Annotated in this window: 15 protein-coding genes; 4 read left to right on the top strand and 11 right to left on the bottom strand. The window is 67.8% G+C overall.

Annotated features, from left to right (window positions below; genetic code table 11):
* Positions 1–12: 12 nt before the first annotated feature.
* Positions 13–822, bottom strand: coding sequence for a polysaccharide deacetylase family protein (locus KY501_RS33775; protein WP_224367804.1), 810 nt, complete (start codon positions 820–822; stop codon positions 13–15).
* 227 nt (positions 823–1,049) lie between these two features.
* Between KY501_RS33775 and KY501_RS33770 the strand changes: the two genes are divergently transcribed.
* The 3 genes from KY501_RS33770 to KY501_RS33760 all read left to right on the top strand — a co-directional run bounded on the left by KY501_RS33770 (position 1,050) and on the right by KY501_RS33760 (position 9,258).
* Positions 1,050–6,395: a trifunctional serine/threonine-protein kinase/ATP-binding protein/sensor histidine kinase gene (locus KY501_RS33770; RefSeq protein WP_224367803.1), complete on the top strand. Its 5,346-nt coding sequence runs from the start codon at positions 1,050–1,052 to the stop codon at positions 6,393–6,395.
* 79 nt (positions 6,396–6,474) lie between these two features.
* A complete protein-coding gene (locus KY501_RS33765) occupies positions 6,475–8,445 on the top strand; it encodes a methyl-accepting chemotaxis protein (RefSeq protein WP_224367802.1) in 1,971 nt (656 codons plus the stop codon).
* A 48-nt stretch (positions 8,446–8,493) separates the two neighbouring features.
* On the top strand, positions 8,494–9,258 hold the full coding sequence (locus KY501_RS33760) for an AAC(3) family N-acetyltransferase (protein ID WP_224367801.1): 765 nt from the start codon (positions 8,494–8,496) through the stop codon (positions 9,256–9,258).
* A gap of 27 nt (positions 9,259–9,285) precedes the next feature.
* Here KY501_RS33760 and KY501_RS33755 read toward each other — a convergent pair whose 3' ends face one another.
* The 9 genes from KY501_RS33755 to KY501_RS33715 form a co-directional block, all read right to left on the bottom strand.
* The gene (locus tag KY501_RS33755; protein WP_224367800.1) at positions 9,286–10,515 is read right to left on the bottom strand and encodes an ABC transporter permease; all 1,230 of its coding nucleotides are present in this window, start codon (positions 10,513–10,515) and stop codon (positions 9,286–9,288) included.
* The gene (locus tag KY501_RS33750; RefSeq protein WP_224367799.1) at positions 10,512–13,763 is read right to left on the bottom strand and encodes a type 2 lanthipeptide synthetase LanM family protein; all 3,252 of its coding nucleotides are present in this window, start codon (positions 13,761–13,763) and stop codon (positions 10,512–10,514) included. The genes KY501_RS33755 and KY501_RS33750 overlap by 4 nt, the downstream gene beginning before the upstream one ends.
* On the bottom strand, positions 13,738–14,850 hold the full coding sequence (locus KY501_RS33745; protein WP_224367798.1) for a hypothetical protein: 1,113 nt from the start codon (positions 14,848–14,850) through the stop codon (positions 13,738–13,740). The genes KY501_RS33750 and KY501_RS33745 overlap by 26 nt, the downstream gene beginning before the upstream one ends.
* A gap of 96 nt (positions 14,851–14,946) precedes the next feature.
* A complete protein-coding gene (locus tag KY501_RS33740) occupies positions 14,947–15,147 on the bottom strand; it encodes a mersacidin/lichenicidin family type 2 lantibiotic (RefSeq protein WP_224367797.1) in 201 nt (66 codons plus the stop codon).
* 60 nt (positions 15,148–15,207) lie between these two features.
* A complete protein-coding gene (locus tag KY501_RS33735) occupies positions 15,208–17,484 on the bottom strand; it encodes a peptidase domain-containing ABC transporter (RefSeq protein WP_224367796.1) in 2,277 nt (758 codons plus the stop codon).
* 3 nt (positions 17,485–17,487) lie between these two features.
* Entirely contained in the window at positions 17,488–18,102 is a 615-nt protein-coding gene (locus tag KY501_RS33730; protein WP_224367795.1) for a hypothetical protein, read from the bottom strand.
* Positions 18,103–18,255: 153 nt separating this feature from the next.
* On the bottom strand, positions 18,256–19,647 hold the full coding sequence (locus tag KY501_RS33725; protein ID WP_224367794.1) for an FAD-binding protein: 1,392 nt from the start codon (positions 19,645–19,647) through the stop codon (positions 18,256–18,258).
* A 97-nt stretch (positions 19,648–19,744) separates the two neighbouring features.
* Positions 19,745–21,139: a serine/threonine-protein kinase gene (locus KY501_RS33720; protein WP_224367793.1), complete on the bottom strand. Its 1,395-nt coding sequence runs from the start codon at positions 21,137–21,139 to the stop codon at positions 19,745–19,747.
* A gap of 318 nt (positions 21,140–21,457) precedes the next feature.
* The gene (locus KY501_RS33715) at positions 21,458–23,911 is read right to left on the bottom strand and encodes an ABC transporter permease (protein WP_224367792.1); all 2,454 of its coding nucleotides are present in this window, start codon (positions 23,909–23,911) and stop codon (positions 21,458–21,460) included.
* Between the two features lie 220 nt (positions 23,912–24,131).
* Here KY501_RS33715 and KY501_RS33710 point away from each other — a divergent pair, with 220 nt between their 5' ends.
* Entirely contained in the window at positions 24,132–24,626 is a 495-nt protein-coding gene (locus KY501_RS33710) for a nuclear transport factor 2 family protein (RefSeq protein ID WP_224367791.1), read from the top strand.
* A 66-nt stretch (positions 24,627–24,692) separates the two neighbouring features.
* On the opposite strand, the gene KY501_RS33705 is transcribed toward KY501_RS33710, so the two are convergent.
* Complete coding sequence (locus KY501_RS33705; protein ID WP_224367790.1) at positions 24,693–25,229, bottom strand: DUF2780 domain-containing protein; 537 nt, start codon at positions 25,227–25,229, stop codon at positions 24,693–24,695.
* Between the last annotated feature and the right edge of the window lie 116 nt (positions 25,230–25,345).

Here is a 25,345-nt window from a genome sequence, read left to right as displayed (position 1 = left end):
GGCCGGGCCGGGTCACTCCTTCTTGCTCTCGGGTGGCTCCCACGAGAACCGTACGGACGGCGCCTTCACGGCCTTGGCGTCCTTCATCAGGAAGCCCTCCTCGCGCCGGGCCGCGCGGTCGAGCGCGGGCCGCAGCGACGCGGGAATGGGCAACAGCACGCCCACCACGAACTTGTTTCCGCGGCACACCTCGGTGTCGTAGCTGAACGCGATGCGCACAGCGACCTTGTTGCCCTCGATGTGGTGGAAGGCGACCGAGCGCTTCACCGCGCCGAGCCCGTGTGAGAACCCCACGCAGTCTTCACCGGGTTCCAGGCTCTGCAGCATCATCTCCACTGTCGAGGCCTTCTTGAACGCCTCCTCGTCCTGGATGTGCTTGCGGATGAAACCATCGGCCTTGAGTGCCTTGAGCACGTCCTTCTCGGGGAACACGTCGAGCAGTGAGAAGGCGCCCTGGTCCTTCGTGACGTCCATGGTGACGTAGAGGATGCCCGCGTATGGGTGCGCGCCGCCGGTATAGCCAGAGTTCGATTCCTCATAGCTCACCCAGGGGCCCACCACCGACAGCACGTCGAAGGATAGGAACGCCTCCCAGCCGGACATGTCGGTGTCCTTGTCCTCGGACTCGAAGGGGGACAGGAAATCCGCCTCGCGCGACTGCAGGCCGAACACCTCCTTGCCTCCACGCAGGGCACGCAGATCCGTCGCGGACATCTCGAACGTCACGTCCGTACCGGTCACCTTCCATGTGAGCGGTCTGGCGGGAGCTGGCTGGGCTGGAGCTGCGAGCAGCGCCACCATCACCAAGGAGTTCATGAGCATGCGCGCCATCCTGCCCGAATTCCCCGGCACGCGTGCCCCGGGCTTTCCGGGCTTCGTCCCACGAGACGTGGCACAACGGCTCACAGGTTCAGGGCCCTGAACGCACCGCCACCCCATGACCGGGCAGGGATGACCCAGGCCGCGAAGGCGCTGCCAGAGCCTGCTGTCTGGTTGTGAAACATGCCTCCTGCGTGTTCACATCATCGCGAACCCCGGCGGTGAAACGCATGACAACAGCTCCCGGAGCCATTCCGTTCCGCACGCTGAACATTCCTGGTTACACACTTCGAAGAGCCATCAAGGCTACGGGGACGAACCTGCTGTTTCACGCCGTTCGTGACGCGGATGAGTTGGCGCTCATCCTGAAGACGCCCGTGGTGGCCTCTCCGGGACCCCGCGAGCAGGAGCGTTACCGCCGCGAGTTCAGCATCCTGCAGCGGCTCCGGGACGTGCGGGGAGTGATGCGCGTCCATGCCTGCGAGCAGGTCCAGGATCGGCCGGTGCTGCTCCTGGAGGAGGTCGAAGGCACTCCCCTGTCGGAACTCACCGGTCAACCGCTCGAGCCTTTGCGAGCCGTGGAGCTGGGAATCTCCCTGGCGTCCACGCTCGCGGAGCTGCACCGCCGCAGCATCGTCCACAAGGACGTCAAGCCCTCCAACGTCATCCTCACCCCGTCGGGAGAGCCGCGGCTCATCGACTTCGGAAGCGCCAGCCTCCAGCTCGTCGAGCATGTGGACGCATTGCATGGGCCGCTCATCGAAGGGACGCTGGCGTATATGTCCCCGGAGCAGACCGGGCGCATGAACCGCTCGGTGGATTACCGCACGGACCTGTACTCGCTGGGCGTCACCCTCTATGAGCTGTTCACGGGCAGCCGGCCCTTCCACGGGCGCGATGCGCTGGGATGGTTTCATGCCCACATGGCGTTGGCGCCTCCTCCCCCTCTGGATCGGGTGCCGAGCCTGCCGCCGGTGCTGGCAGCCATCGTGCTCAAGCTGCTGGCCAAGGTGGCCGAGGAGCGCTACCAGAGCGCCGAGGGACTGAAGGCCGACCTCGTGCGGTGCCGGGAGAATCTGCTCCGGGACGTGCAGGAGGATTTCACGCCTGGCCAGCGCGATGTTCCCACTCGCTTCCAGCTGCCGCAGCGGCTCTATGGGCGCGACACGCATGCCGCGGCCCTGCTCCAGGGCTTCGAGCGTGTGGCCCGCAACGGCCGGCCGGAGCTCATCCTGGTCCGCGGCTACTCCGGCATCGGTAAGTCCTCGGTGGTGCACGAGCTGCACAAGCCGGTGGTGCGCCAGCACGGCTTCTTCCTCAGCGGCAAGTTCGATCAGTTCCAGCAGGACATTCCCTACTCCACGCTGTCCCAGGCCATTCGTCAGCTGACGCAGCAGTTGCTGTCGGGGACGGACGAGGAGCTGGCTCGCTGGCGCGAGCACCTGCTCGAGGCGTGGGAGGGCCAGGGCCAGGTGCTCGTGGAGGTGGTGCCCCAGCTGGAGCTCGTCGCCGGCAAGCAGCCCCGTGTTCAGGAGCAACCGCCTTCCGAGGCGCAGCACCGCTTCAATCGGATCTTCCGCAAGTTCCTCGGTGTGTTCGCAAGCCCCGAGCACCCGTTGGTGGTGTTCCTCGACGACTTGCAGTGGGCGGACCTGGCCAGCCTCAAGCTCCTCCAGCACCTGCTCACGCATCCCGAGACGCCGCCGGTGCTGTTGATCGGCGCCTACCGCGACAACGAGGTCAGCCCTTCTCATCCGCTCTCCCTCATGTTGGAGGAGCTGTACAAGGCCGGTGCACGAATCACGGATCTCCAGTTGGCGCCGCTGAGCCTCGAGGAGGTGCTGCGGCTGGTGGCTGACACGCTGCCGGGGGCTGATGCAGACATCGTCATGCCACTGGCGGCGCTGGCCCGGGAGAAGACGGGCGGCAACCCCTTCTTCCTCCTGCAGCTGCTGCTGACGCTGCACCAAGACGGCCTGCTCACCCGGACCTCCGAGGGCTCGTGGCGCTGGGATGCGGAGGGCGCACGGGCCAAGGCCTACTCGGACAACGTCGTCGACTTCATGGTGGGCAAGCTGCGCCAGCTCCCGTTGAACACGCAGCACCTGTTGCAACTGGCGGCGTGCGTGGGGAACTCGTTCTCGCTGCGCATCCTGCTGCTCACCTCCAATATGTCGGAGACGCTCGAAGTGGAGCAGGGCCTGGAGCCCGCGCTCCAGGAGGGCCTGCTGATGAGCGCCGGCCCGGAGCAGTACCGCTTCCTCCATGACCGCATCCAGCAGGCGGCCCACGCCCTCATCCCCGAGCAGGAGCGCAAGGCGGTCCACCTGCGCATCGGCCGCCTGATGCTGGCGAGCCTGAATGCCGAGGAGGTGCAGGAGAGGATCTTCGATGTCGCCAGCCAGCTCAACGCCGGCGCGGAGCTGATCACCGACCCCGACGAGCGCCACCGCGTCGCGCTCCTGAACGCCGAGGCTGGCTGGAAGGCTCGGGCTTCCACGGCGTTCCGCTCGGCCGCGGACTACCTCGCCACCGCCATCCAGCTCCTGCCTGGAGATCCGTGGGAGACGGTCCACGAGCTGGCGTTCCGGCTTCGCTTCGATCAGGCCGGCTGTGAGTTCATGAACGGCAATGCCGCGGAGGCCCGCCGGCTGGTGCAGGAACTCCTGCCTCGGGCTCGCACCCCCGCGGAGCTGGGGAATGCCTTCCGGCTGAAGAGCGAGCTTCACCTCGCCGCCGGGGAAATCCAGGACTGCATCTCCTGCCTCCTGGAATGCCTGGCGCGGCTCGGCATGCCGATATCCGCTCACCCCTCCTGGGAAGAGGTGGTGGCCGCCCAGGAAGAGGTCCAGGCCCTGCTGGGAGATCGCCCCATCGAGAGTCTTCTCGAACTGCCGCTCATGACCGATCCGGACCGGGAGGCGGTGCTGAACGTCCTGGCGTCCCTGTTCACGCCCTCGCTGTTCACCGATGGGAATCTACTCACCCTGCACCTGTGCCGGATGGTCTCCCTCAGCCTTCGTCATGGCAACGCCGCTGCCGCCGTGCACGGGTACGCATGGTATGGCGTGGTGCTCGGCTCCACCTTCAAGCAGTACCGGGAGGGCTATGCCTTCGGAAAGCTGGCCTGCGATTTCGTCGAGCGCCACGGCTTCCTCTCCTCCCGCGGCAGGGCGCTCTACAGCATGGAGCTCATCAGCTACTGGACCCGGCCGATCTCCCTCTCCCTGGAGCTCGTTCGCGATGCCTTCGATGCCGCGCTCCGGGCCGGCGACTACCAGGTGGCCTGCTATTGCTGCAACCACATCGTCACGAATCGCCTGAGCCTGGGGCACGACCTGGAGGAGGTCTACCAGGAGTCGGTCGCTCGCCTGGACTTCGCGCGCAAGGCAGGCTTCGTGGACGTCAGCCACGTCATTCACCACACCCAGCGCTACGTGCAGCAACTGCGCGGCCTGTCGCCCATTTTCGGCTCGCTCAGCGGGGACGACTTCGACGAAGCGTCCTTCGAAGCCAGGCTGACGCCAGAGCAGATGAGCACCATGCGCTGCTGGTACTGGATCCTCAAGATGCAGGCGCGCTTCCTGTGCGGCGCGTACGCGGAGGCGCGCGAGGCGGGGGCCCGTGCCGCTGAGCTGGCGGCCTCCTCCATCAGTCACATCCAACTGCTGGACCTCCACCTCTTCCGTGCGCTGACGCTGGCCGCCTACCTCGGAGAAATGAGCCCCGAAGAGCAGGGAGTGGCCCTGACGGAGATGCGCAAGCACCACCAGCAACTGGTGGAGTGGGCCAGCTACTGTCCCGAGAATTTCCGCGCGCCCGAGAGGATGGTCGCCGCCGAGCTGGCCCGCGTCCTGGGACGGGAGAAGGAGGCCGAGCGTGCCTATGAGGAGGCCTTCAAGGCCTCCCGCGAGTACGGCTTCGTCCAGCACTCGGCCCTCTCGTGCGAGCTGGCGGCCCGCTACTGGTTCGCTCAGGGGATGACCACCATCGCCGATGCCTATGCGCGCAAGGCCCACGATGCCTGGCTGCGCTGGGGCGCCCACGGCAAGGCCCAGCACCTGCGGGAGGAGTGGCCCCACGTGGATTCCTCCGATGACTCGGAGACCGCGACGGACACGAACACGACGCAGGTCGACGCGCTCACCGTGGTGAAGACCCAGCAGGCCATCTCCGGAGAGATCGTCCTCGAGCAACTGGCGGAGACGCTCCTGCGCGTCGCCATCGAGAACGCGGGGGCTCAGCGCGGAGCCCTGCTGCTGCCGCGTGGCGACAAGCTTTCGGTCGTGGCCATCTCGGGCCAGAGCACCCAGGGATCCTCCGTGGACGCGGACGAGGCCTCACTGCCTTGGACCCTCATCTCCTACGTGCGGCGCGCGCATGAGCAGGTGCTCATCGGGGATGCCTCCCAGCCTCACGCCTTCTCGGGCGATCCCTGGTTCGAGCGGAGTGGGGTCCGCTCCGTGCTGTGCGTGCCGCTGCTGCGCCAGGAGGAGTTCCGCGGGGTGCTCTACCTGGAGAACAGCCTGGCCACCAACGCCTTCACGCCGTCGCGCAGCGCGCTGCTCGGGCACATCGCCACGCAGGCCGCCATCTCCCTGGAGAACGCGCGCCTGTACGCGGAGGTCCAGCGCGCCGAGTCCGCGCTCCGGCGGGTGAATGACGAGCTGGAGAAGCGGGTGGAGGAGCGCACTCGGGAGCTCAAGCAGGCCCAGACGCAGCTGATGGAGACGGCGCGCTCGGCGGGCATGGCCGAGGTGGCCACCAGCGTGCTCCACAACGTGGGCAATGTGCTGACGAGCGCCATCATCAACGTCCAGGTGATGGGCCAGGTGGTGGAGGACTCGCGCACGGGACGGCTGAAGCAGGTGTCCGACATCCTCCAGGAGCACCGCCATTCCCTGTCCCACTTCTTCGCTCACGACAAGCGAGGGGCTCGGCTGCCGGAGTACCTCTCCATCCTCACCGAGGAGCTGCTCCGCGAGCAGGCGATGTTGCGTGAGAGTCTCGAGTCGATGGGGAAACACATCGAGCACATCCGAGCCATCGTCCAGGTCCAGCAGACCTACGCGCGCAGCACGCTCGTCACGGAGGAGTGCGATCTGCCCCAACTGGTGCAGGACGCGCTGAGCATCCAGATGCCCGCCCTCAAGCGCCATGGCATCAACGTCCTCCAGGAGCTTGCCCCGATGGCGTCGCGGGTCCAGCTGGACAAGCACAAGGTGCTGCAGATCCTCATCAACCTGATCAGCAACGCCAAGAACGCCATGATGAACCTGCCCGAGGGGCAGCGCTACCTGCACGTGCGGCTGGAGGTCCGGGGCGGCGTGGCGCGCATCCAGGTGTTGGACAACGGCACAGGCTTCGCGCCGGAGATCCGGGAGCGGCTCTTCACACAGGGGTTCACCACCCGTGAGGGAGGGCATGGACTCGGCCTGCATTCGAGTGCGCTGGCGGCTCACATGCTGGGGGGGACGCTCTCACTGGAGAGCGAGGGACCGGGCAAGGGCGCTACGGCCACCCTGGAGCTGCCGCTGTCCGGCTCCGGTGAGAAGTTGGAGCCCCATCCAGGCTGAGCCGCCCCCAACACGGCGGGCGCGCTCCATGCTCTACTGGAGCTCCCGAGCCCCTTGCCATCTGAGCAGGCCCCCTAACATGGTTTTCCATCAGCGCATCGCGACGAAGCTGCTCGGCGCCCTGTGTGCCGTCATCGCCGTGGCTCTCGCCATCCTGGTCTTCACCGTCAACTACCGGCTGTCCGCCGTCGCCGAGGCGCGGGTGACGGCGAATGCCAAGGATCTGGCCACGTACCAAGCCATCCTGCTCAAGAACCGGCTCGATGGGGCCATGCTCCCCGTGAGGACGATTGCGCAGGTGTTCGCCTCGCAGAAGGCAGTGGGCGCCACCGACCGGCGCCACGCGGACATGCTGCTCAGGAAGGCCGTGGAAGGAAACCCGGAGCTGCTCGGCTTCTGGACGGTGTGGGAGCCGAATGCGTTCGACGGGCGCGATGCGAGCTTCGTGAACACGCCCGGGACGGATGCGACGGGGCGTTACATCCCCTACTGGCACCGAGGCGCCGGAGACCTCATGGTCGAGCCCAGCGTCGGCTATCAGGGCGAGACCCTGGGCGGCGAGAGCGACTTCTACCTGGTGCCGAAGAGGACCGGACAGGAGATCATCCTGAACCCGCTCCACTACACCGTGGCCGGCACGCCGACGCTGCTCACCGCCGCCATCGCGCCCATCATGCTCGATGGCAAGTTCCTCGGGGTGGTGGGGGCCGATCTGACGCTCGAGCACATCCATCAGGAGGTCTCGAAGATCCGCCCCTTCGACACGGGATATGCGCTGCTGGTGTCGAACAATGCCGAGTTCGTCTCCCACCCGTCGGCGGAGTTGCTCGGAAAGCCGCTCGGCGACTCGCAGATCGACCAGGTGGTGAAGTCCACGCTCGCCAACGGCCAACTGTCCTCTGGCCGGGTCTACTCCGAGCTGCTCCACGAAGATGCGATTGAAGCGGTGGTTCCCTTTCAAGTGGGAAACACCACGACGCCGTGGGCGCTCGCCGTGATCCTGCCCATCGACCAGGTGCTTGGTCCGGCCCGTGGGTTGAGCGATTTCATCAGCAAGATGGGGCTGCTCACGCTCGGGGTGCTCGCCATCTCCGTCATCATCCTGGGACGGCGCATCACGAAGCCGCTGGGGCAGATCTCCCATGTGGCCACGCGCATCGCGGAGGGCGATCTCACCGCGAAGCTCGATTACCAATCCACCGACGAGGTCGGCGTCCTGGCGGATGCGTTCCGGGCGATGCAGCACCGGCTGGCGCAAGTGATTGGCGAGGTACGTACAGGGGCGAGCACTCTCTCTTCGGCGTCCGCGCAGTTGTCGACGATGTCCCAGTCCCTCTCCACGGGTACGAGCGAGCAGGCCACGACCGCGGAGGAGGTGTCGTCGAACCTCCATCAGATGAGTGCCTCCATCGCCCAGAACGCCAACAGCAGCCGCCGTGTCGAGTCGCTCGCGCTCCAGGGCTCCTCGGATATCGAGGCCTGCACGCGGGCTGCCTCCGAGACCCTCGAGGCGATGAGCCAGATTGCCGAGCGCATCTCCGTCATCGATGACATCGCGTACCAGACGAACCTCCTGGCGCTGAATGCGGCCATCGAGGCGGCGCGGGCGGGTGAGCATGGGAGAGGGTTCGCGGTGGTCGCGGCCGAGGTCCGCAAGCTGGCGGAGGGAAGCCAGTCCTCAGCGAAGCAGATCGTCGAGCTGACCACGAAGAGCGTGAAGGTCGCCGAGCGCGCGGGAAAGCTGCTGCGCGAGCTCGTGCCCTCCATCGGGACGACGGCCCAGTTGGTGAGGGAAGTCTCCGCCGTGTCGAACGAGCAATCCTCGGGGGTAGGCCAGATCAACCATGCGATGCGCAGCCTGAACCTGGCGACGCAGAGGAATGCCTCGGCGGCCGAGGAGCTGTCGAGCATGGCGGAAGAGATGGCGTCCCAGTCCGAGAGCCTGTTGCAGTTGATGGGCTTCTTCCGTGTGGCTGAGTCGGCCAGAGTGGCCATGGTCGACCCCGTGCGGCAGCCTGGTGAGAGGCTCACGGGGACGCATCGCCGGTGACGTGAGGTTTCTTGTCTGGGCGGGCTCGCACGTAGCGTAGGGGGGAGGATGATGACAACCGCTCAGTTGGTGGAGCAATTGAAGGCGCTCGGCGTGCGTCCGGGCGGTGTCCTGCTCGTCCACACGTCGTTCAAGGCCGTTCGTCCCGTCGAGGGCGGTCCGCTGGGGCTGATTGAAGCCTTGCGAACCGCACTCGGCCCCCAGGGCACCCTGGTGATGCCCACGATGACCGACGGCGAGACCGTGTTCGATCCCAGGTCCACGCCCACGGCGGACATGGGCATCACCGCCGAACTCTTCTGGCGGCAGCCTGGCGTCGTGCGGAGCACTCATCCCGGAGGCTCGTTCGCCGCCCAGGGCCCGCACGCCGAGGAGATCTGCCGCCCGCAGCCCCTCTCGCCGCCTCACGGCCCGGACAGCCCCGTGGGCCGGGTCCACGACCTCGACGGGCAGGTGTTGCTCCTCGGTGTGACACACAGCGAGGACACCACCCTCCACATGGCTGAGGCGGTAGCCCACGTGCCGTACTCGGTCTCGCATCCCTGTGTCGTCGAGGCCGACGGAGTCGCGCGCACGGAGATGATCGCGGAGACGGACCACTGCTGTACGGGGTTCCGCCGCGCGGATGAATGGCTGCTGTCGCGCGGTCTTCAGAGGATGGGCAAGGTGGGGAACGCAGAGGCCCGTCTGTGCAACTCCCGGGATGTTGTCGCGGTCGCGGTCGAACACCTTGCCGCGGATCCGCTCATCTTCCTCTGCCCTGTGTCCGCAGGCTGCGAGGAGTGCAATCTGGCGCGCGCGAGCGTCCAGTGAGGTTCAGGCGCTGATGCGGTGGGGGCTTCACTCGTAGCGCAGCGCTTCCACCGGATCCAGGTTCGCCGCGCGCGCCGCTGGCCAGATGCCGAACAGCAGGCCCACCACCGCCGCGAAGGCTACGCCCGCCACCACCGTGAGCGGCTGCACGTCCGCGGCCAGCGGCGTGATGAGCGACACCACCTTCGCTGTCCCCAAGCCCACGGCCGTCCCGATGCCACCTCCCATCGCGGACACCACCGAGGCCTCCATGAGGAACTGCAGCACGATGGTCTGCTTGCGCGCCCCAAGTGCCCTGCGGATGCCGATCTCCCGTGTCCGTTCGCGCACCGACACCAGCATGATGTTCATGATGCCGATGCCGCCCACCAGCAGGGTGATGAGCCCCACCCCTGTGGCCACCGCGTAGAGCGCTCCCGTGAGCTGGTCGTACGTCTTCGCGATCATGTCCGGCCGATTGATGGCGAAGTCATCCGGTGTCCCAGGAGGCGTGCCGCGCGCGCGCCGCAGGATGCCTACCAGCTGATCCTCCGCCCGCTTCACGTCACTGGCGCTCGTCACGGCCAGCGCGATGGTGAACGGACGCTGCTTGCCGAACCGCGCGTAGAACGTCTTGAAAGGGATCAGCACGACCAGGTCCTGGTTCTGGTCCACCAGCTTGCCCTTGCGCGCCAGTGTGCCCACCACCTTGAACGGGGAACCCTCGATGCGGATCGTCTGCCCCAGCGGATCGATGCCCGGAAAGAGTCCCTGCGCCACCTCCGAGCCCAGCACCGCCACCGAGCGCGTCGTCTCGTTGTCCGAGTCCGCCAGGAAACGCCCCTGGATCACCTCGAACCCCGAGATGCTCAGGTACTCGTCCGTCACTCCATCCACTCGCACCGCGGACAGCTGCTCCTGTCCATGCGCCACATCCGCGTTGCGTGACACCATGGGCGAGAGAGCCGTGAGGTAGGTCGACTGCGCGCGGATCTGGTCCACGTGCGCCATCGTGAAGTTCTTGCGGTTGCGGTAGATCCACCAGTCCCCGTTGAAGCCCCAGGGAAACTTCGCGATGTAGAGCGTGTTGGCGCCCATCGTGGACAGCTGGCGCTCGAAGGTCGAGTTCATCCCCTGGATGATTCCGATGATGGCCAGCAGCGTCGCCACGCCCACGCCAATGCCCACCGTCGTGAGCACCGTGCGCATCCGGTTCGCCTTCAGCGAGAAGAGCGCGATGCGCGCGCCCTCCAGGATGTCGACGCGGAAGCTCTTCATGCGCCACGCGGCGGCTCGAAGGAGAGGAGGGATGGAGTGCGTGCCGGTTCGGCCAGCCGCAGCAGCGCATAGCCGATGCCCGCCAGTCCCGACATGAGGCCCGGCGTCTCCACGCCCGCAGGCACTCCGCAGAGCACGCCCACCCTGTCGAGGCTGTCGACGATGCTCGCCGCGAGCCTGTCTCGCTCGCGCGCCAGCTCCGGATTCGCCAGCGCCTGCGCGGCGAGCACCAGCACCTCCAGGTTGCCGAAGTCGCCGTGGCACAGGCAGTGGTTGCCGCCGAAGCCTCGCGCTTGCGTGGTCTCCACCGCCACCCGGAGCTCCTCTCGAACCTCCGGTGTATCCAGGTACGGTAACGAGAGCACTCGTCCCAGCCCCACTCCGGGGGCTCCGTGGCAGAGCGCCGTCATGAAGCCTCCCTCCGCCGGAGTGGCCCGGAGGTCCTTCCAGTTGCGCTGCTCGGGGGAGAACTCGGCGCGTTCGTAGGCGAGGGCACGAAGCGCCGCCTCCCGGAAGCGGGTGTCGCCCGTCTCGGCGCCGAGCGCGAACAGGCTCCAGGCGATGCCGGCGGCTCCGTGCGAGAAGCCCGTCAACGGTCGAGGCCCCAGGGGCGTCACCCAGCCCAGGCCGTGCTCGGTGCTCTGTGCCGCGGCCAGGAGCCGCTCTCCACACTGGACAGCTACCGCGAGCGCACGAGGTGAGGGGCGACAGCGGTGCAACTCCAGCATCAGCGCGATACAGCCTGCTGCTCCCGTGAAGACATCGAAGCGCGTGTCCTCGGTGATGCGAGCGCCCAACCGGGGCAGCAGCGCTTCGGCCTCGTCCCACAGCGCGGGCTGGTCCCAGAGCGCTCCCAGGTGCACCAGGGCATGGATGACGCCCAACTCACCGGTGGCACCCACCTGGCGCGGGGTGAAGGAGGCATTGCCTACCCGGCGGCGCACCGTGGCCAGCGTCTCGCGCGCCAGCGCCGTGTGCCGTGGCTGACCCGTGAGATGCCCCAGATAGGCCAGGAAGAGCATGATGCCGGACAGCCCGCTGTACAGGTCCACGTCCAGAGGGTTGAGTGTCCAGTAGCGCTCGCCCACCGGCATGAGGCCGAGCCACGAGGCGTCTCCCTGGCCTCGGAAGGCCAGCTCCGCGAGCCGATCTCCCAGGGCGTTCGCCTTCTCCAGCAGGCGCTCACGGGAGAGAGGCTCGCGTGGCGCTTCGAGCTCGTAGCGCGGCATCCGCCCACCACCCGCCAGCACCGACAGCGAGGTGAAGGACGCCCGGATGAACCACAGCTGCCGGGTCAGCCCTTCCTCCGAGAACCGGCGGAGCCGATCGCGCGAGAGCTCCAGGCCCGAGCGCGGGAAGAACCCCGCGAGCTTCTGGCCCGCGCTGCTCCACACGTCACACGAGTTCGGCCGCGAACCGAAGAAGGGCACGTCATTGCGCCACAGGTCCTCGCGCTCGTGGGAGATCAGCGGCTCGGTGTAGGGGATCTGATCCATCGTCCCCCAGAGCCGATCCAGGAAGCGATCCAGATCCAGCCCGTCCCGCAGGTGATCCGGGTGGGTGCTCTCTCTCTCGAGCAGGTGGTAGAAGTACGTCGGCCGCAGGATGACGCGCGTCTCGTCCTGGGCGAACCGCTCGAGCGGACCGTCGGAGGCAATCAGCGCCTCGCGGTTCGCGAGCAGCAGCCGGTACATCCGCGCGAAACCCTCCTGGAAGGGCTCGTTGAAGTCCAGGACGCTGACGTCCTGGCCGTTCAACGTGGGCCGGTTGGCACTCGCCGTCACCTCCACGCGCTGGCGGGTGATGCGCATCTCGTCCGTGCCCGTCCCCGTCCAGATCTGCGCGGCGCGCGGGGTGAGCTGCCCTCCCGTAGAGCCGAGCGCGCTGAAGTCGATGCCTTCCGAGCCTTCCTCCGCCCAGCCGCGCCGGGGCAGCAACCCCATGCGCATCACCGAGTCCGCCTTTGCTCGCGAGGCCAGATCGTCCGCGCCCCGCACCTCGCCCACCGCGAAGTGCGGGTGGAAGAGGGACTCCAGATCCACCAGGCAGGGATCCTCCCCTACGGCGATGATGTTCTCGAAGTGGACGTCCGTCGCCTCGAGCGCGTACGTCAACGCCAGCAGGCCGCCCAGCCGCGCGTAGAAGCGCGTCACCTCCTCGCGCGTGGTGCAGGCCCGCTGCTCCACGAACTCCACCCAACCGTGGGTCCCCCGGTCGATGGCGCTCAGCGCGCGCAAGGGTGGGGTGGCGCCTCGTGCGTTGAGCCACTCGACCAGTTGATGGAAGTGGACGTCCACCGCCAGCGAGCGGGGCTTGTAGACGACGCGCAGCCCCGAGGCGAAGCCGAGGATGGCCACCGCCCGGCCTCCCTTGTGAGCATCGCCCACCCCCAGGTTGCAGGCGCTCAGGCGGTCCGGCTCGTGCGTCTGTCCGAGGCGCTCGCGGATCAGCTCGCGATCGGCGGCCAGCCGCTCCAGCATCTCCTGGCAGGTGGCGAGCCAGCCATCCGCGGTGATGACGAGCCTGCGCGCCAGGACGGGGTACTCGGCGAAGAGGGCCAGTGCCACCTCGGGCTGGCGGAGGCTCTGGGCGAAGCTTCGGAACCGTTCCTCGGCGCTGTTTCCCTGGAGCCGACCCTCCTCTCGTGCGACGTTCAGCTCCAGCACCAGCGTGCGCGAGATCAGCAGGAGCAGCCGTTTGCCCAGGTAGGGCACGCACAGGTCCGCCGCGCCCTCGGGCTCGAAGGGAGCCGCCGGATAGCGAGCCACCACTGGCTTCAGCGCTTCCACCAGGCGGGTCCGCATCTCGACCATGAGCGGCTCGACGAGCACCGCGAAGGTGGCCGTCGCTTGAGACATCCCCGGCATCATCCGAGCCAGCCGTGCCTCGTCAGCGGCGGTATTCGCGGCGAGCCGCGTCAGCCGCTGTTGCCACTCGGGAGCTGGTCCGTGGCGAGCTACGAGTGTCTCCGCGGGCTCCCCGAGGAGCCGCAGCAGCTGTTCCTCGGTCAGCCCGTCCAGCGCGAGCCTCTTCGCGAAGACGTCATTGCGATCCAGCGGGGGCCTGGCGCGCCACCGGGCGAGTCGGCGCGCGGCTCGGGTAGCATCTCCCTGGACTTCGGCCGGTGTTCCCGGAGGCAGCTCGGCCAGGCGTCGGGCCCGCTCCAACAAGCTGGTGCCCTTGTGCCAACCCTGGTTCTCCGCGCTCGTCCCCTCCACGGCCTCAGTTGCCCCAGGGAGCGTTGTCATCGAGCACGTATCCTTGCTTGGCCTCGTTGTAGGACAGCCAGCGGTGCAGGTTCTCCAGGTAGATCTTCGCCTCCAGCGCGCGGCCCGGCTGGTGGGCGACCTTGAGGTGGCTCAGCCGCCGCACGAAGAGGCTCATGGCCTTGGCACCCAGCTCGCGCGAGGCGCGGCGCAGCCCCTCTGGCCACTCGTCCTCCGGCTTGTTTCGCTGCGGCGTGTAGCCCACCCACGATAGGGCCGCGCTTGCCTTCTCGGGCCTCGCCAGCCCGCGCTCCACGAGGTACCCGAGCAGCGTCTCCCAAAAGGGCCGGCTCGGGCCAAAGGGCTTGTCGATGAAGAACTCGAAGCCCACCTTCGGTCCCACGCTCTCGCCCACGTCGATGTCCAGAGTGATCCGCTCCGCCAGCTCCGGCATTCGCCCGAGCTGAGCCTTTATTTCGGAGAGCTGGCCGGGCCAGCCGATGCGCTCCAGGTAGGTCAACCACTGAGGCAGCGTCGCACCCGACAGACACAGGCGCAGAGGAGAGGTGCCTCGCGGGAACATGACGCCCACCGCGTACGCTCGCGCCGTCTCCGGCAGGGCCTCGTAGCAGGCGGCGAGCCGCCGACGGATGCCCGCGGGCAGCCTGTCCCCGAGCAGCAGATCCAGCCCCTGCTCTGCCAGGCTCTGGCTGTGTCGCACGGAGCGGGCAAAGTCCACGAAGACGCAGGGGGTGGGCACCTCCGCCGCGGACTGCTCCAGATCAAACTCGAGAAAGACGTCCATCACCCCCGTGCTCAGCGCGCCTCCGGGCATGCGCCACTCGCGGCACAGGTTCTCCAGCGCCTGCCACGTGGGATGCTTCCGGGCCGCCTCCGGCAGCGTGGGTGGTGCATCGCCCAGCCCCAGCAGGGCATCACAGCTCCCATCCGTCAGCAGGAGGCGCGGCAGCAGATCCACGCGAGGAAGGGCCGAGTCCAGGCGGCATTCGAACTGGAAGCCCAGCACGGCTGGCAGCATGCGCGCGATGCGCCGCAGATCCCCTCGCGCTTCCTCCGAGGCGAGCCGCTTGTCGAGATGGGAGTCCACCAGGTTGAGGTTTACTTCCATTGACTCGCGCATGGCGGGAATGGGGTGGCGAAACGGGCTGGGGACAGCATGCAGCCCGCTCGCCGGGGGTTCATCGATTGGGGACTTCAGGGACGACTAGAACTGCTCCGCGGAGTTACAGGAGCTCCAGCAGCAGGAGTCCAGCTGCTCGGAGGCACCACCGGAGATCAGGCTGTCCAGAGCTTCGTCGGTCAGCTCCACAATGCCGGCCGGGTTCGCCGGCAGCTGGGCGCGCTCCGCCTCGGTCAGCGACAGACGAAAATCCTCATCCTTCCAAGCCTGAATGGTCTTCTTCATTGTGTTCTGCTCCTTTGTTTCTCCGCTGCCTGGCCTTTCCAGGAGGGGAGCTTCGCGGCGTCAGGCCCGTGCCTCTCGCTCGGGCCCGGACGCCATATCCTTTTCGCCCCTCGCCTCACGCGGAGGGATGGGGGCCACATCCGCCGCCTGGCCTCGGGCCAGCGCGGCATACAGTCCGTTCTTCTCCATGAGCGTGTCGTGCGTGCCCTGCTCGACGACGCGCCCTTGATCCAGCACGAGGATGAGGTCGGCGTTGCGCACGGTGCTGAGCCGGTGCGCGATGATGATACGCGTGCACGACAGCCGGCTGAGGTGCGCGTCCACCTGCGCCTCGGTGGCGGTGTCCAGGTGGCTGGTGGCCTCGTCCAGCAACAGCAGGGAGGGGCGGGTGGCCAGGGCGCGTGCCAGGGCCAGACGCTGGCGCTGTCCGCCCGAGAGCCCCGCGCCACCTTCGCCCACCCACGTCTCGTAGCGCATGGGCATCCGGAGGACTTCTTCCTCCAGCGCCGCCAGCCGCACGGCTTCCTCGATCTGGGCCAGGGAGAGCCCCGGCGCGTTGAGTGACACGTTCTCCCGGAGCGAGCCACTGAAGAGCAGTGGCTCCTGCATCACCACGCCGAACTGGGCGCGCACCTGGCGCACGTCCAGCTCCTTGAGCGGCATGCCGTCGAAGAGGATGCGCCCCTCGGTGGGATCGAGCAGGCCGAGCACGAGGCTGCCCAGGGTGCTCTTGCCGGAGCCGCTGCGGCCCACCACCGCCACCTTTTGTCCCGGCTCGATGGTGAGCGAGAGCCCCTGGAGTACCGGTGCGCTGCCTCGCCCGTAGCGGTAGCCCACGTTCTCCAGGTGGATGTGCCCGCGCAGCCTGGGAGCCGGTCGCGCCTCTACTGGCTGGGGCTCGGGCTCCGCCTCGAGCACGTCCAGCAGGCGCGCGAGGTGGGCTCCCGTCAGGTGCAGCTGCTGCCAGGTGGTGACCAGCTGGGCCAGCGGAGTGAGCACCGCGACGGCCACGGCGTTGAGTGCCAGCATGGTGCCCAGCCCCATCTTCCCGTCCAGCACCTGCAGGGCGCCCACCCACAGCAGGGCCAACGGCGCGAAGGTGCGCAGCGTGCCCAGCGCCGCGTTGATGAAGGCCGTCAGGTGGCCGCGCTCCAACGAGTTGTCCAGCTGCCGGTGGAACAGCGAGGACCAGAAGCGCAGCGTCATGTCCTCCGCCGCGGAGGCCTTCACCACCGCCATGCCCTTGAAGGCCTGCACGGTGAAGCTCTGGAACTCGGCCTCGGTGGTGAGGCCGCGCTGCATCAGCTCGCGCATCCGCCGGGCCGTTGCCAGCACCAGCAGCAACTGCAGCAGTCCCAGCCCGAGCGCCAGCGCGCCGAAGAGCGGCGCCTGGGCGAAGAGGATGGCCAGGTACGTCACCATGAGCGCGCCATCCAGCACGGTGGTCAGCGTCTGGTTGGCCAGCACCTCGCGGATCATCCCCGTGCTGCTCAGCCGCGCGAGCAGATCGCCGCTGGTGCGCTGCATGAAGAAGCGGAAGGGCAGCTTCAGCAGGTGGCCCAGCATGCCCAGCACCAACTGCTCGTCAAAGCGCCCCTTGAGGGACACCAGCAGCACGTTGCGCAGGTAGCCCGTCACCGCCTGGGAGACGGCCACGGCCACCATGCCCACGCCCAGCACAGCCATCAGGCTGGCGCCGCGCAGTGGCAGTACATGGTCGACCAGCACCTTGGTCAGCAGCGGCACCGCCAGCCCCAGCACCTGCAGCAGCAGCGAGGCCGCCAGCACCTGGAACGCCAGGCTCTTCACCGCCGGGATGCGCAGCAGCGGGCGCAGGAACGAGCCCCACGGCGAAGGCAGACTCCCTCCGCGCACGAACTGGGGGCCGAGCTCGAACGTCAGCACCACGCCCGTGAAGCCCTCGCTGAACTCCTGGGCCGAGACGTGGCGACGCCCCACCATCGGATCGAAGAGGTCCACCCCCTTCGGGGAACAGCGCTCGATCACGACGAAGTGGTTGAAGCGCCAGTGGGCGATGGCCGGCAGCGGCAGCTGCCCCAGGTTCTCGGGGTTGGTGGAGAAGGCCTTGGCCCGCATGCCCAGCTCGGCCGCCGCCTCCACGAACATGCGCGGCCGGACTCCGTCCCGGCTTACGCCCAGGCGCTCCCGGCAGTCCGCCACGGAGGTGGGCCGCCCGTAGTACGCGAGGATCCGCGCCAGGCACGCCGCGCCGCACTCCGTCGCCGTGGCCTGCAGCACCAGCGGCAGTCGGGGCGGGAAGAGCCGTCGCCACAGGCTCCTCGCTTCAGTATGGGGGGCGCGTCCGGACTCGGCCACGGCTCACCCCTCCAGGAACTGCGCGAGGACAGGAACATGCGCGAGGAGGCGCTGCTGGCCCACCTCCACATCGACTCGGAAGCTGCTGCCGAGCCAGGACTCCGCGGAGAGCCCGGTCTGCGGCGGAACGAACACGGCGAAGGCATACGAGGCCGGTACGCTCGGGGCCTGCCCAGAGCCGCTCTTGAGTCCGAAGCGCTCCGCCGCCACCTCCGGGCTGAGCACGGACGGCGACACCTCTCGAAGGCGGCTCTCCACGCGCACGCCGCTCCCGCCCACGTCCACGAGGATCCGCTGCCCGGCTGCCAGCTTCGCGCGTGCCTCCGGAGGGAAGAAAGCCACCAGCACGAGCCCTTCCTCGGTAGCTCCTGGAACTCGCGCCGCAGGGATGATCACCGCTGTGCCCGGCACGTGCACGGGGACGGGAACCGCGGTCAGCGCCAGGCCGAAGAGGACGGTCGCCAGTGACGCGGCCCAGAGCACCGTAAGCTTCCGGGGGGACATGAACTGGGGGGCTCGCGTGAACTCACGCGCCTTCCGGTGAGCCGTGATGGCTTCAGGTCGATACACGACCTGATTGCCAGCAGGCACGCCACTCTCGGATGGCCCCTCGCTCATGGGTGAAACATCCCTCCCCGGGGTTCACAACCTGAACGTCACAGCAAGTTGAATAATACGTGAAGAATGAAAAAAATGGGAATGGGTAATAAAAAATTATTCTTGAAAGGTAAGCCGTTCCCGTGAAAGCGGAATTCAAAGGACGGAGACACCTCAGGGGGAGGGCGCGGCTCCGAGCTCGAACTCGATGAAGCCGGGGTTGAGGATGCCTAAGGGATCGTACGTACGCTTGATGCGGTTGACGGTGGTCCAGGCGTCCCCGAAGTGCATCTTCCAACGCACCTGGTCAAAGTGAACCCATGTTCCCAGGTGGCGCCGGCCGCCTGCCTCCATGGATGCGTCGCTCAGCTTGCTCATCACCGCCATCATGATGGGGAGGCTGGAGCTGGCGGCAGTGGGGCAGATGCTGATCAGCGCCATCATCTCTTCCTGCGGCAGCTGGAGCGTGGGGATGCGAGCGACCTTCCGAAGCGCGGGCCACACGTGGATGGGGCCGTGGGTGCCGCCGAGCGCGGTGGGAGGCACGCGCCGGAAGCACATCTCCAGGAACGGCTGGAAGCGGGACCAGGGCAGGAAGGTGACCATCCACGGGTAGGCCTCGCCCGGGAGCGGGTTCTTCACGGGGGTGCTGTCCTGCATGAGGAAGGTGCTGGTGGGCTCGTCCAGGGTGGAGACGTGGCGGTTGAAGCGCAGGCCCGCGAGCAGCCGCTGATCATCGATCCGGCTGGGATCAGTAGTCTCCACGGAGGCGCGGATGGTGCCCGTCCACCGGATCCCCTGGCCGTCGGGCTTCTGGTGGAGCGCGCAGTCGAGGTAGTCGGCCACCTCTCCGGCGCCGAGGGTCCGGTTGTCCTCTATGTAGGCCGTGAGATCGTCGTACTCGAGGACGTACGTCCTCACGATGGGCTGGTAGCGGCGGAGCCGGTGGCGGACCTCCGTCATGAGCCCGAACTGCCCCATGCCACCAAGCACATGGTTGAAGAGGTCCGGCTCCTGGTCGCGGCTACAGCGCACTCGCTCGCCGGTGCCGGTGACGACCTCTAACTCCACGCAGTTGTCGATCTGCGCTCCGTAGCGTGACGAGGAGATACCCCAGCCACAGGCGGAGTGGGTGCCTCCCACGGAGGTGTATGGGTAGCCCGTGAGCACGGGCGGCGCGAGCCCCTGTGCGGTGGAGGCTTCGGCGACTTCGCGCCAGAGCGCTCCGGGCTGTGAGACGAAGGTCTGCGCGTCCGGAGTGATGGGCTCGATGCGGCGCAGCTCCCTCATGTCGATGACGATGCCGTGCTCGTTCAATGTCTGGCCGCGCATGGAATGCCCGATGGCGCGGGAGGACACGGGAATGCTCTGGGCGTGGGCGTAGCGGACGACTTGCGCTACATCCTCGGCGTGGCGGGGGAGGACGACGGCGGCGGGTGTCCGCTGGACGATGCGACCGAAGTCCTGCGAGTAGCGCTCCAGGACTTCCGGGGCCTGCGTCACTTCGCCCTCGACCACGCGCTGAAGATCCTTGAGGAGGCTGGCGCGAGGTGTCTCCGGCATCATGTCTCTCCCTGAGCAGGTGTGCTCGGGACGCTACTGATGCGGGGGGGCCAGGGAAAGGGCTCCCCTGTACGGTGAGGGAAAACCGGAGAGGCTGGGCTCATGGATCCGAAGAGGCGGGCTGCCGAGGAGCGTCGTAGGAGGCGTAGTAGCAGCGGTCCTCGTGGTCGAACATGGTCGGGCCGCACGGTGGCCTTTCCTCGGCTCCTACGATGACCCAGCATCCGCCGTTGATGGATCGCTCCCCTCGCGCTGAGCAAGGAGGTTTGCGCTGCCCGGGGTACGGCTGCTTGGGCATGGGGCGCCCCAGTGCACTGGGGGGCACGCCGACTCGTGGGAAGTTCTGCGTGGACGCCAAGGCTTCATCTCCGACACCGGCGTCAGGTGCTTCCACGGGGGGGGCGTGCGACTCCTCGACGAGAGGAGGCAGGTCCACGGAATGGTTTTCTCCCGAAGGCCACAACTTCAGAACCGTCAGCGGGAGGAGTCCGCCCGCAAGGGCCGCGCTGGCCCAGGTGAACCACAGGAATGTGGCTCGGGTGACCCGGCGCCTGTTCGGAGACGGGCGCGGATGGCTGGGCCGGCGGGGAGGCTCTGAGCTCGAGGAGAAGTGCGGTGCCCCTCTCTCTGTCCGGGTGGCTGCCAACGTGAGACGGATGGGCTTGTCCGCATCCGGGCCTGCCCGTTGCTCCGCTTGCTCCAGGGCCTGGGCGATCTCCGCGGCAGTGCCTCGGGCATCGCACGCCTCGGACAGCAGGCGGAGGATGATGGACTCCAGCTCTGGCGCCACGGTGGCAAGTTCGCGGGGAGGCACGAGCTTCCCAGGTGCTTCGTCGTCCTCGGTGACGGGAGGAAGATAGGTTCCTGTCACGAGCCGGTAGGCCGTGACGCCCAGGGCGTACAGGTCATCAGATGGACGAGAGTGCCAGCGGGCCTCGGCATCCCTGCGGAAGTGCCACATGAAACGCAGCAACTCTGGAGCGCGGTAGGGCGTCGTGCCCGGAGGGGCGGCAGTGTCCGTGAGGGGGCGAGCTCCGGGCAGCCAGGACGCACCGAAGTCCACCAGCACGGCGCGGCCCTCGGGGGTGACGCGGACGTTGTCCCCTTTCACATCCCGGTGAAAGGCGCCCTCGGCATGCACTGCCTCGATGCTTCGGGCCACCTGCGCGAGCATCCGGAGGACTTCACGGGAGGAGCGCGGCTGTTCCCTGAACCATTCGTACAGGGTGGAGCCCTCCACCCACTCCATCACCACATAGGGGTAGCGGTCTCCTTCTGGAGACGTCCAGAGCCCGGAGTCCTCGTAGCGGGGCACGCCTGGATGCTGCACACGCTGGAGCAGCGCTGCCTCCCGCTCGAAGCGGGGATCTCCCACCTGCCTGGCCAACTTCAAGGCCACCGAGGGGGACTCCGGATGGTCAGCGCGTTGTGCGCGGAACACCACGCCGTGGCTGCCCGAGTCCACGCGCGCGAGCACCCGCCACGGGCCCACCATCAAGGCCTGCGTGGAAGCAGGCGACGCAAAGACTGTCTGCAGGGAGTCGCTCAGGGGTTCACCTCCGGAAGGTGGAGTTGAACGATACCCTACCGGATGGGTGACGTGGCAGGAACCCGCTTCAACAGGTTGTGTACATGAACACAGGAATCCCTGGGGCCTGAGTCGGAATTCCCGGTGAGACGGGGCGCCGCGCCGGGCGGCGATGAAACGAACCTGTCTGCTAAGCATACAGGTTGGCTCGGACTGCGCCCGGAAGGGGGCCCTCCTTCGGGACCGCAGGTGGGCTGTCCGGCTCTTCGCGGCCTTGTCCTCGGGCTACTCGCTCCGCAGCGCTACCAGCGGATCCACGCGCGTGGCCCGGTGGGCAGGCAGCCATGTGGCCAGCAACGTGACACCCATCACCAGCAGCGCCAGCGCGCCAAAAGTCACCGGATCCGTGGCGCTCACCTCGAAGAGCAGGCTCCCCATGGCGCGAGTGGTGGCCCAGGCTCCCAGCAGCCCCAGTCCCACGCCCGAGAGCGACAGCCGCATGCCCTGTCCCACCACCAACCGCAACACATCCGTCGGCCGCGCACCCAGAGCCATACGGATGCCAATCTCCTGCGTCCGCTGCCGGGCCATGTACGCAATCACTCCGTACAGCCCCACTCCCGCCAGCAGCAGCGAGAGGCCCGCGAACAGCGCTACCAGCAACGACACGAAGCGCGGGCGGGCCGTGGCCGTCATGAGGACCTGCTCCATGGGCCGCACGTCCGCGATGGGCAGCTCCGAGTCCAGCGCTCCCACCGCCGAGCGCAGCGCCGGCACCAGCGCCGTGGGTTCCCCCTCCGTCCGCGCGACGAAGGACATGAAGAAGAAGGTCTTCTGCGCCGCCGGCACATACACCTCCGGCCGGGCCTGCTCCGTGGGGCCTCGGTGCCGCACGTCCCCCACCAACCCCACCACCGTGTGCCACGGTTGATCCTGCCCACCCAGTTGCACGCGCTGACCTACCGGGTCCCTTCCAGGCCAGAAGCGGCGGGCCGCCGTCTCGTTGACGAGCATGACCTGCGGCGCGTCCGCGGTGTCCGTGGCCGTGACGTCCCGGCCCGCGCGCAGCGGGATGCCCAGGGTCCGCAGGTAGTCCGGGGTGATGACCTGGTGGCCCGCGCCCCGGCGCTCGTCAGGCCCATCCCCTTCGAGGAACACGGACGTCCCGATGTCGGCACCACCGAGGGGCAGGTCCGAGATGCCTCCCACGCTGCGGACCCCGGGAAGCGAGGCCACCCGCTCCCGCAGTTGCTCGAAGAACGCGGCCTGCTGACGCTGCTCCGGGTACTTGCCCGCCGGCAGCGCCACCTTCCATGTGAGCACATGGTCCGCCTGGAAGCCGGGCTCCACGGACTGCAGACGCCACAGGCTGCGCAGCAGCAGCCCGGCGCCGATGAGCAGCACCACCGCCAGTGCCACCTCGCCCACCACCAACACGCTGCGCGAACGGTTGCGCGCCGCCGTCAGCTTCCCGCCAGCGGACTGCCGCAGCACTCCGCTCAGGTCAGGCGCCGCGAAATGGAGCGCTGGCACCAGGCCGAAGAGCACTCCCGTGCCCAGGGACACGCACAGCGTGAAGGCCAGCACCCGCCCATCCAGGTGGATTTCGCCCACCCTGGGCAGCTCCGGTGGTACCAGCGCGAGCAGTCCATCCAGGCCCCACAGCGCCAGCAGCAGCCCCAGCGCTCCGGCTCCCAGCGAGAGCAACACGCTCTCCACCAGGAGCTGCCGCATCAGCCGGCCCCGCTGTGCTCCCAGCGCCACCCGCACCGCGAACTCCTGCCTCCGCGCGGACGCTCTCGCCAGGAACAGGTTGGCCACGTTCGCACACGCAATCGCCAGCACCAGCCCCACCGCTCCCAGCAGCACCCACAGCACCACCTGCACGTTGCCGACGAGCTGCTCGCGCAGCGGCACCAGGGTGATGCCGGAGTCCTTATTGCTCTGCGGATACTCGCGCGCCAGCCGCTCGGCGATCGTAGACATGGCGCTGGCAGCGCGTTCCAAGGTGACGCCAGGCTTCAGCCGGCCCATGACGCGCAGGTAGTTGGTGTCGCGCCAGCCGCTGCGATCCTCGTCCGCATTCGGCCCGAGCTGGGGCACGTCCTTGATGGGAGCAGGCACCCACAGCTCCTGTGGCAGGACGGAAAGGATCCGTGTCGGGGTGATGATCGGGATGCTGAAGCCCTCGGGCATCACCCCGATGACTTCATAGCTTCGATCATTGAGCCGCACGCTCCGGCCGATGATGTGCTCATCCCCGCCGAAGTGCCGCTGCCACAGCCCGTGGCTGAGCACCACCACCTGCTGAGGGACGGAGCCGTCCGGCGAGGGCTGGAAGGTGGTGCCGAGCCTCGCGGTCACTCCCAGCACCTGGAAGAAGTTGGCGGACACGCTGGCGCCGCGCAGGCGCTCCGGAGTGCCCTCTCCGGAGTGGTTGAGTTCCAGCAGCTGGAAGGCCGTCAACCCCTCGAAGACGTCGTTCTGCTCGCGCCAGTCGAGGTAGTTGGCCGGAGCCACCGAGTTGCGCGGCGTGTTCGGCCAGTTGCTCCAGGCCATGACCAGCCGGTCCGCTTGCGGGTAGGGCAGGGGCGACAGCAGCACCGCATCCACCACGCTGAAGATGGCGGTGTTGGCGGCGATGCCCAACGCCAGCGTAAGCACCGCCACGGCGGTGAACGCCGGCTGCCGGGCGAGTGTCCGCAGCGCGTGGCGCAACTCCTGGATGAAGTCCCTCATCTGCCTCTCCGAGCCCTGAAGACCGAGCATCGTCCAGAGAGCAATGGGCGCGCCAGGGCACGCCGACGCTAACCACCCGGGATTCCAGGCACCGGCGCTTGGGCCATGACCAGTCGTGGGAAGACGGTTCCCATTTCCGGACACGGCCGGTAGGAGCCTGCACCCCCACTTCGGGTGCTCCCGCTCCACGGCGGAGCGCCCTTCACCGAGGTGCACAGCCATGAGACAGCAAGACCTTCAGTACGCCCTGGATTGGATCGCCATCCAGCAATTGGCGGCGGAGTACGGCCAGGCCATCGACCACGGCAAGGACACGGACGACTGGAGCCGCTGGTCGAACGTCTTCACGCCCGAGGTGACGGCGGACTACAGCCGGTTCATGGGCTCCGGGATTGTCACCCTCAAGCGCGAGCAGATGCAGGACGTGGGCAGGACGGCCCTGAAGGCCTTCAAGCGGGTCCAGCACGCCACGGCCACGAGCGTCACCATCCAGTTCCAGAGCGACACCCAGGCCGAGGTGATGGCCTACGCGGAGGTGGCTCACTACTTCCCGCTGGGCGGCGTGCCGCAGGAGTGGACCATCATTGCCCGCTACACCTTCTCCGTGGAGAAGACAGCCGAGGGCTGGAGGATCCGCAAGGTGTTGCTGGATCCCATCCACTACCGCGGCAACATGCTGGGTCTCGAGTTCGTCCAGGGCAAGCAGCTCGTCTGAAGCGGCTCGCTCGAGGCAAGACGGGCGACGGAGTCGGGGCCACGATGCCGGTGGCCCCGGTTGGGTTCATCCCAGCAGCCCACCGAGCGCGCCACCCAGCCCGCCTCCACCGGAAGGTCCCGAGCCACCTCCGCCCGCCCCCGCCAGCATGGGCGCCACCGCGAGGATCTTGCTCACCAGCGAGGGGTCGAGCCGGGACTTGAGGAAGTTGAGGACGATGGGGGCAATCAATGTGGCCTTGCTCGCGTCGATGGTGAAGCGCTGCGCGATGGAGACCAGCGCCGCCACCTCTCCGGCCTGCGAGGCTGCTCCTCCCAGAGCGCCCAGGGCGCCGCCCAGGCCTCCCAGCCCGGAACCGCCGCCCATCAATCCGCCCAGCGCACCCATCAAGCCTCCCCCCTCGCCCGCGGGAGCAGCCTGAGGCGCAGCGGCCTGCTGCCAGCCCTGCAACTCGGGAACGGCTTGAGCCACCTGCCCGGCGGCATCATCTCCCAGTTTCTCCTTCACGGTGCTTTGCACGAGCCCCAGGACGGAACCGGCAAGCCTCTGGGCCTGCTGGGGATTGACTCCAAGCTGCTGCGTGAGTTGTCCGATGAGATCCATGGTCGCTCCTGTGGAAAGTAGAAGGGGCATAACCCGGTCCCGGCCTCACGGGCGAGCTGAATGGCGCGAGTGTGCACCGGTGAGCGACGCGTCCCTCAAGAGCTCTCGGAACTGCT

The sequence above is a fragment of the Hyalangium versicolor genome (assembly GCF_020103695.1).
Classification (GTDB): domain Bacteria; phylum Myxococcota; class Myxococcia; order Myxococcales; family Myxococcaceae; genus Hyalangium; species Hyalangium versicolor.
This window is presented reverse-complemented; position numbering and strand designations above follow the sequence as displayed.

What these genes read in the sequence shown, in the direction of transcription:
- KY501_RS33775 (WP_224367804.1), bottom strand. Translation starts at nt 822, where the DNA reads ATGCTCATGAACTCCTTGGTGATGGTGGCGCTGCTCGCAGCTCCAGCC.
- KY501_RS33770 (WP_224367803.1), top strand. Translation starts at nt 1,050, where the DNA reads ATGACAACAGCTCCCGGAGCCATTCCGTTCCGCACGCTGAACATTCCT.
- KY501_RS33765 (WP_224367802.1), top strand. Translation starts at nt 6,475, where the DNA reads ATGGTTTTCCATCAGCGCATCGCGACGAAGCTGCTCGGCGCCCTGTGT.
- KY501_RS33760 (WP_224367801.1), top strand. Translation starts at nt 8,494, where the DNA reads ATGATGACAACCGCTCAGTTGGTGGAGCAATTGAAGGCGCTCGGCGTG.
- KY501_RS33755 (WP_224367800.1), bottom strand. Translation starts at nt 10,515, where the DNA reads ATGAAGAGCTTCCGCGTCGACATCCTGGAGGGCGCGCGCATCGCGCTC.
- KY501_RS33750 (WP_224367799.1), bottom strand. Translation starts at nt 13,763, where the DNA reads ATGACAACGCTCCCTGGGGCAACTGAGGCCGTGGAGGGGACGAGCGCG.
- KY501_RS33745 (WP_224367798.1), bottom strand. Translation starts at nt 14,850, where the DNA reads ATGGAAGTAAACCTCAACCTGGTGGACTCCCATCTCGACAAGCGGCTC.
- KY501_RS33740 (WP_224367797.1), bottom strand. Translation starts at nt 15,147, where the DNA reads ATGAAGAAGACCATTCAGGCTTGGAAGGATGAGGATTTTCGTCTGTCG.
- KY501_RS33730 (WP_224367795.1), bottom strand. Translation starts at nt 18,102, where the DNA reads ATGAGCGAGGGGCCATCCGAGAGTGGCGTGCCTGCTGGCAATCAGGTC.
- KY501_RS33725 (WP_224367794.1), bottom strand. Translation starts at nt 19,647, where the DNA reads ATGATGCCGGAGACACCTCGCGCCAGCCTCCTCAAGGATCTTCAGCGC.
- KY501_RS33720 (WP_224367793.1), bottom strand. Translation starts at nt 21,139, where the DNA reads ATGGTGGGCCCGTGGCGGGTGCTCGCGCGCGTGGACTCGGGCAGCCAC.
- KY501_RS33715 (WP_224367792.1), bottom strand. Translation starts at nt 23,911, where the DNA reads ATGAGGGACTTCATCCAGGAGTTGCGCCACGCGCTGCGGACACTCGCC.
- KY501_RS33710 (WP_224367791.1), top strand. Translation starts at nt 24,132, where the DNA reads ATGAGACAGCAAGACCTTCAGTACGCCCTGGATTGGATCGCCATCCAG.
- KY501_RS33705 (WP_224367790.1), bottom strand. Translation starts at nt 25,229, where the DNA reads ATGGATCTCATCGGACAACTCACGCAGCAGCTTGGAGTCAATCCCCAG.